This window comes from Paenibacillus sp. E194, from assembly GCF_000935845.1.
Lineage (GTDB): Bacteria > Bacillota > Bacilli > Paenibacillales > Paenibacillaceae > Paenibacillus_B > Paenibacillus_B alvei_B.
The window spans coordinates 1-6,482 of sequence record NZ_JMDX01000284.1; the positions used below are offsets into that span (position 1 = coordinate 1).

Annotated in this window: 8 protein-coding genes; 5 read left to right on the forward strand and 3 right to left on the reverse strand. The window is 47.1% G+C overall.

Translation table 11 applies throughout. From position 1 onward, the window contains the following. A partial coding sequence (locus tag AZ66_RS32140; RefSeq protein WP_044357389.1) for an MFS transporter occupies nt 1-284 on the forward strand: 284 nt, incomplete at its 5' end. Nucleotides 285-456: 172 nt separating this feature from the next. Here AZ66_RS32140 and AZ66_RS25170 read toward each other — a convergent pair. Further along, entirely contained in the window at nt 457-1,086 is a 630-nt protein-coding gene (locus AZ66_RS25170; protein WP_044357390.1) for a YktB family protein, read from the reverse strand. 286 nt (nt 1,087-1,372) lie between these two features. On the opposite strand from AZ66_RS25170, the gene AZ66_RS25175 reads away from it, so the two are divergent. Then, nucleotides 1,373-1,969 carry a hypothetical protein gene (locus tag AZ66_RS25175; protein WP_044357391.1) on the forward strand — a complete coding sequence of 199 codons (597 nt, stop codon included), beginning with the start codon at nt 1,373-1,375 and terminating at the stop codon, nt 1,967-1,969. Nucleotides 1,970-2,115: 146 nt separating this feature from the next. Continuing rightward, the gene (gene gndA / locus AZ66_RS25180) at nt 2,116-3,525 is read left to right on the forward strand and encodes an NADP-dependent phosphogluconate dehydrogenase (RefSeq protein ID WP_021258050.1); all 1,410 of its coding nucleotides are present in this window, start codon (nt 2,116-2,118) and stop codon (nt 3,523-3,525) included. 72 nt (nt 3,526-3,597) lie between these two features. Here the strand turns inward: gndA and AZ66_RS25185 are convergent, their stop codons facing one another. Next, the gene (locus tag AZ66_RS25185; RefSeq protein ID WP_021258049.1) at nt 3,598-3,915 is read right to left on the reverse strand and encodes a hypothetical protein; all 318 of its coding nucleotides are present in this window, start codon (nt 3,913-3,915) and stop codon (nt 3,598-3,600) included. A 227-nt stretch (nt 3,916-4,142) separates the two neighbouring features. On the opposite strand from AZ66_RS25185, the gene AZ66_RS25190 reads away from it, so the two are divergent. Beyond that, complete coding sequence (locus AZ66_RS25190; protein WP_036618702.1) at nt 4,143-4,658, forward strand: shikimate kinase; 516 nt, start codon at nt 4,143-4,145, stop codon at nt 4,656-4,658. Nucleotides 4,659-4,697: 39 nt separating this feature from the next. Here AZ66_RS25190 and AZ66_RS25195 read toward each other — a convergent pair whose 3' ends face one another. Beyond that, nucleotides 4,698-5,015, reverse strand: a complete 318-nt coding sequence (locus AZ66_RS25195) for a rhodanese-like domain-containing protein (RefSeq protein ID WP_021256701.1) — start codon at nt 5,013-5,015, stop codon at nt 4,698-4,700. A gap of 81 nt (nt 5,016-5,096) precedes the next feature. Between AZ66_RS25195 and aroA the strand changes: the two genes are divergently transcribed. Next, nucleotides 5,097-6,407, forward strand: a complete 1,311-nt coding sequence (gene aroA / locus AZ66_RS25200) for a 3-phosphoshikimate 1-carboxyvinyltransferase (RefSeq protein ID WP_021258047.1) — start codon at nt 5,097-5,099, stop codon at nt 6,405-6,407. The last annotated feature ends 75 nt before the right edge of the window (nt 6,408-6,482 follow it).

Here is a 6,482-nt window from a genome sequence, read left to right on the forward strand (position 1 = left end):
TTTACTTATGCGTGTTCGGTATCGGCAATGCCTTGATCCGCCCGTGTGTAACTTCATTGATCACACAGAAGACGACGGTTAGCCAAGGTGTTGCTTCAGGTCTGAATTCTTCGATGGACAGCTTCGGCCGTATTACAGGGCCGCTGCTTGCCACGGGGCTGTTCGGATGGAATATGAATCTTCCATACATAATCGGAGCAGTCTTATGTGTTGCTGCGATCTGGCTACTCATCCGCTTTGCTGTGCTGGATCGAAATCAGACGGCCGCGAACACAACTGCATAAACATGAACATGTGCAAAACTGCGCTTGGCGATTGCTGGTTACGTAATCGCTGAACGCAGTTTTTTTGTTGAATGTCGTGAATGACGCTATATGTGCGTGTTCAAAAAGTCCACTTCATGATTTACTTCGTGATCAAAAGTGGACTTTTTGAACAACCTCTATATGATGTTAATTAAGCCTCGACAGCCAACCGGTACAGTGGCATTAACGTGATGAACGTCTGCCTAGCAAGCTCCATAAAGGCCTCGCCGTTCTGCAGCAGTGGATCATTCATCGGAACGTGGCGTCCAACCAGCCATTCTGCCGACTTAATATCCCGGAAGCGGGTAAGCTTGTCCGCCATCTCCGTCTCACTCAGATCTCCGATTTGGTCGGCGTCCTTCTTCATATGATCCATGGATAATACATAATCATTAGGGATGATGCTTCTAAGTTGTTTTTGGTCATCAAGCATCGCCTGCGCAATGCTGCGCTTGTTCGCCACCTCATAAATGAAAGCCAGCCAAATAAAGACATGATCATCGAACAAGCCAACCTGGAAATGGGGAAGGGACTTGTAACCGCGTTTGTTCGGCCCAATGGCAAGCCATGTATCTTTCGGCGGATTAACCGTACGGCGAGCATGCTTTGCAATATGGAGGAACATTTCAGTTCCGCTATGCATCGCTACATCACTCATAAGTTGTTCTCCAATGGAGCGGAATTTCGGTTGAATACGATCGCGAATGGCCTCCATACGGGCATCAAGCCCCTCAATTGTAAAGGTTTCAAAATCTGAAGGAGAAAATCCAGAAAACGTCATGCATCTCTTCCTTTCTAAGCTGTTGTCATCTATACACGAGCTGGTGCAGGAACTATCTAAACTTTCTTACATACTCGCTCGGGAATTTGAACATCAAGTAGTCCGTGCATGTAGCCTGTGTCGAACAAGCAGTTACCCACTTAGTATATCATAATATATTGATAATGTTTATCAAATTATAATTATTATATTTTAGTGGAACAAGACTCTTGTTTGGAAATCCAGTCAATAATCCAAGTTGATGAATCATATGATGGAGTATACGACAAGGTAAGGAGGGATTGCCGTGAATCGCAGCGACGAGGTGGAATACTGCAACCTGGAGCTACGCTTTGACCGTCGGCAAATCCAGAACCTCATCCGCGATCTTATACAGGAAGGTTATTCCTTGTATTGGAGTGAAAATGAATCGCTATTTATCGTTTCTATCCGAACAGGAAGGAAGTTGGTCAAACTTCGGTTCCAACGTGTGGAGCAGCGCTACAAAATTGTTGGCGACTATACGATTCGGGACGAGAAGCTGGCAGACTTTATGGAAAAACTGATCGGCGATTCACGCGGGCATGCGGTCGTCAAACGGTTCAAAGATAGACAGATTTTTATCGAAAATATTTTGTTCGGCGAACGAATTCGTCTGGTTGAGGTCATAGGGCCGAAGCAGCGCGTATTGTATCAGAAGAGGCCAATTGTAACTACAGAGGAGATGATGCAGGCATTCTTATCCAATCGGGCAGAGCAGCGTATGCGTGTACTGCGGCTCGAAATGGATTATTTGCTCGCAGAGCTGTTTGAAGCGATGAATGAGCAAAAAATAGCTGTTATAGAGAGATGTAAAGAGAAGCTGAATGAGCTTCGCTCCGAGATGATTCAGCTGGAATGGTAATTGTTATTCATGGTTTAATCACCCTCCCATCCGCCAAATGTATGGATGAATTGCAAGGGCGAGATGGTTGCAGGGTGTTTTGCTGTGCTGTACAATAAGCGTAATGCAAACTATATAAATTTATGGATAAAGGGTGGAACAACCATATGGCTAACAATCAAATCGGTGTCATTGGCCTTGCCGTAATGGGTAAGAACCTGGCGCTTAACATCGAGAGCCGCGGCTTCACAGTATCGGTATACAACCGTTCCCGCGAGAAGACAGATGCACTCATTGCCGAAGCAGAAGGCAAGAACCTGACTGGTACTTATTCCATTGAGGAATTCGTACAATCTCTTGAAGCACCACGTAAAATTTTGATTATGGTACAAGCTGGACAAGCTACAGATGCAACGATTGAGCAGTTGCTTCCACACTTGGATCAAGGCGATATTATTATTGATGGCGGTAACGCTCATTTCCCTGATACACAGCGTCGCAGCAAGTACTTGGAAGAGAAGGGCTTCCGCTTCATCGGAACAGGCGTATCCGGCGGTGAAGAGGGCGCATTGAAAGGTCCTGCAATCATGCCTGGCGGCCAAGAGAGCGCTTATCGCTTGGTTGAGCCAATTTTGACAAGCATTTCAGCAAAAGTAGGCGGCGACCCTTGTTGTACATATATTGGGCCGGACGGTGCTGGCCACTATGTTAAGATGGTTCACAACGGCATCGAGTATGGCGACATGCAATTGATTTGTGAAGCTTATCATTTACTTACGAATGTACTAGGTGTAAGTGCTGAGGAGCTTCACTCTATCTTCGGCGAATGGAACAAAGGCGAGCTTGACAGCTATCTGATTGAAATTACAACAGATATCTTCTCCAAGTACGATGAAGAAACAGGCAAGCCAATGGTTGACGTCATTCTTGACTCTGCCGGTCAAAAAGGTACGGGTAAATGGACAAGCCAAAGCGCGCTTGATCTTGGCGTGCCGTTGTCCATGATTACGGAATCCGTATTCTCCCGCTTCTTGTCCGCATTGAAGGACGAGCGCGTTGTAGCGAGCAAAGTGTTGAAAGGGCCGAAGACCCCTGCATTCACTGGAGACAAGGAAGCATTCATAGAGAGCATCCGCAAGGCTTTGTACGCGTCCAAGATCGTATCTTACGCGCAAGGCTTCGCACAAATGCGTGCGGCTTCCGAAGAGTTCGACTGGAATCTTCGCTACGGCGAGATCGCAATGATCTTCCGCGGTGGCTGCATTATCCGCTCCCGCTTCTTGCAGAACATCAAAGAAGCTTACGACCGCGAACCAGAGCTGAAGAATCTGCTGCTTGATCCATATTTCCAAAATATTGTGGAAACGTACCAAGACGCTTGGCGCGAAGTCATCAGCACTGCGGTTGCATACGGCGTTCCTGTTCCAGGATTCGCAAGTGCACTTGCTTACTTCGACAGCTACCGCACAGAGCGCTTGCCAGCGAACTTGCTGCAAGCACAACGCGACTATTTCGGTGCGCATACATTCAAGCGTGTAGACAAAGAAGGAACATTCCATTACAACTGGATGTCATAATAGAGATCAAAAAACAACGCCGAGCACGCTTAGGACTCGGCGTTGTTTTTGCATATGGTTGATTATCCGCATTCATTCATATAAACCGGATACAAGTTCAGCCAAATATTTCCGAATCCGATCCGATTCTTGCCCGTAACTGCTGCTGTACACGAGCAGAGAAGAGATTTCGGCATAGCTATGGAAGCGGCGAACCAATTGATTCGGTTCAAGCATAGCCCACTTGTCAGGATGATCTGTGAGCTGCTGCTTAATTACATTCAGCGCCCATACGATGTCTTCCCTGCACAATGGGTGATTCGAATCCATAATACGAGCCAGGCGAACAGATGTGGAGCGCTGAATGGTCGATTTGGATGGATGCGGTTCTGGGACAGGCAATTGGGGCATGTCTCATTCACTCCTACATAAAAAATGGCACTAGACGATTCCTCAACTTCATTGACGATGGCAGGACTATTATTCATCTTTATGTTGAACTTCTTTATTTTATACCTATCGCCATTGTCGAATAAAAGAAACGTGTGGTATCATGTGGGAAGTTTACCGTCATATTGGTCATCATCTGACCTACTCGTTCACGATGAGCCATTTGACTTAGAGAAGCGAGGCGGGAAATGATGCAGCATATTATTTTAATCGGATTTATGGGCACCGGGAAATCGACGGTTGGGCAAGAAGTTGCCAAGAAGCTGGGCTGCAGCTTTGCAGATTTGGATGCTGCTGTGGTCACGCTAGAGGGTCGTACGATTCCTGATATCTTTGCCTCTGATGGAGAAGCTTATTTTAGAGAACAAGAAAGTCATGTTCTAGCTGGAATATTGAACAGTCCGACAAGACATGTCATTGCAACGGGCGGTGGCATTGTCCTCCAGGAGAGCAATCGAGAGCTGATGCGGAATGGAGGCTTCATCGTGCATTTAGCAGCAAGCAAGGAGACGATACTGTCGCGTGTGAAGCGGGATCGAAATCGACCTCTGCTTCAAGGCGATGTGGAAGAACGGGTATCTAAGCTCATGCAGCAGCGCGAGGGACTGTATGATTTTGCACATGCAACAGTTCTGACCGACCATGAGTCAGCTGTGCAATTGGCTGCTCGCATTTGTAAGCTGGCCGAAGGCAATTGTGAATAAAAGCCCCTAGCAGGAGGGGCAGGCAGACTATTTGAGGCGTTATTTAGAGGTGTGCTCCAATTGACTCCAGGCGAGCATTCCGCCTTCCATATTGACACAGCCCTCCAAGCCGATATGCTGCAAGTATTCGCATACTCGTTCGCTGCGATATCCGCTTCGGCAAATGAAAATGATTTCTTCCGTCCGCTCGATTTCATCGAGACGATCTGGGATTTCATTCATGGGGATATGCTTGGCACCGGGAATCATTCCGTGAGCGACTTCCTCATCTTCCCGTACATCTATTAAATTTAGTGCTTCGCCGCGTTCTAGGCGTTGTTTCAACACAGCGACATCAATTTGAGCAATTGGATTCATAACGATTAGGCATCCTTTCTTATCTGGAATTCATTCGAGATAAGAGTTATTATACGTTGAAAGATAAAGGAGTGGAAGCGCATGGACGTAATCGTTCGATCAACACCAAAACTGCAAGGAGATATTCAGGCCTTATCCTCGAAAAACTATACGACACGCTATCTTCTTGCAGCTGCACTGGCAGAGGGGACAAGCACGATTTATTATCCAGCTCACAGTGAAGACAGCGATGCGATGCGCCGCTGCCTCCGTGATTTGGGTGCTCAACTGGTTGAGGACGAAGAGAAGATTATCATTACCGGCTTCGGTAAGCATCCAACATTGAGTAATGCTTCCAATGAGCTGAATGTAGGGAATGCAGGAGCGGTATTGCGCTTTTTGATGGGCACAGCCTCTCTGCTGGAGGAAGTGAAGTTTGTTAATACGTATCCGGATTCCTTAGGGAAGCGTCCACACGACGACTTGATTACTTCACTTGAACAAATGGGCGTAGCGATTGAGCATCGGGAAGGCAAACTTCCGATTACGATCCGCGGTGGGAAGCCACGTGGAGGGAAAATCAAGGTATCCGGCAATGTGAGTTCGCAGTATTTAAGCTCGCTGTTGTTCTTGGCTCCACTGCTGGAGGAAGACAGTGAAATTGAAGTAGTAGATGATTTGAAATCGAAGGTTGTCGTTGGACAGACGCTTGAAGTTCTTGCGGAAGCGGGCATTCGGATCGAAGCGAGAGAAGATCTGATGTATTTCAAGATTGCCGGCAACCAACAATATGAAGCGAAGACCTATACGGTGCAAGGCGACTATCCGGGCTCTGCAGCGGTTCTCGCTGCAGCGGCCGTCGTTGATTCTGATGTGATCATTCGCGGATTGACTGAGGACAGCAAGCAAGGAGAGCGAGCTATTGTCGATGTGCTGCGCATGATGGAAGTTCCACTTCAGCATGAGCATTCCGTTGTTCGAGTCCAAGGGAATCGCAAGCTGAAGGCCGTTGAGATTGATGGGGATGTCGCAACGGATGCAGTTCTCGCTATGGTTGCTGCTGCGGTGTTCGCAGAAGGTACATCCCGCTTCTATAATGTAGAGAATTTGCGCTACAAAGAATGTGATCGGATTACCGATTATCTCACTGAACTTCGCAAGGCTGGAGCGAATGTGGAGGAGCGTCAAGCAGAGATTATTGTTCATGGTCGCCCAGAAGGCGTTACAGGAGGCGTAGAAATTAACGCTCATTATGATCATCGTGTTATTATGGCATTGACGGTAGTTGGCTTGCGCGCAGAGCAGCCGATTCGAATTAAGGATGCTCACCATGTTGCCAAGTCGTATCCGCAGTATTTCGATCACCTGCGTGCGCTGGGAGCGCAAGTAGAATGGGTCGAAGAGAATACTTAATGCATGATACGTTTTGTTTGACATGTAAAGCATATATGTAATGCATGATATGTAAAGTATGATACGCAATGATTG

Bases quoted from the DNA above. Each gene is read 5' to 3' on its own strand.
- AZ66_RS25170 (WP_044357390.1), bottom strand. From the start codon at position 1,086: ATGACGTTTTCTGGATTTTCTCCTTCAGATTTTGAAACCTTTACAATT.
- gndA (WP_021258050.1), top strand. From the start codon at position 2,116: ATGGCTAACAATCAAATCGGTGTCATTGGCCTTGCCGTAATGGGTAAG.
- AZ66_RS25185 (WP_021258049.1), bottom strand. From the start codon at position 3,915: ATGCCCCAATTGCCTGTCCCAGAACCGCATCCATCCAAATCGACCATT.
- AZ66_RS25190 (WP_036618702.1), top strand. From the start codon at position 4,143: ATGATGCAGCATATTATTTTAATCGGATTTATGGGCACCGGGAAATCG.
- AZ66_RS25195 (WP_021256701.1), bottom strand. From the start codon at position 5,015: ATGAATCCAATTGCTCAAATTGATGTCGCTGTGTTGAAACAACGCCTA.
- aroA (WP_021258047.1), top strand. From the start codon at position 5,097: ATGGACGTAATCGTTCGATCAACACCAAAACTGCAAGGAGATATTCAG.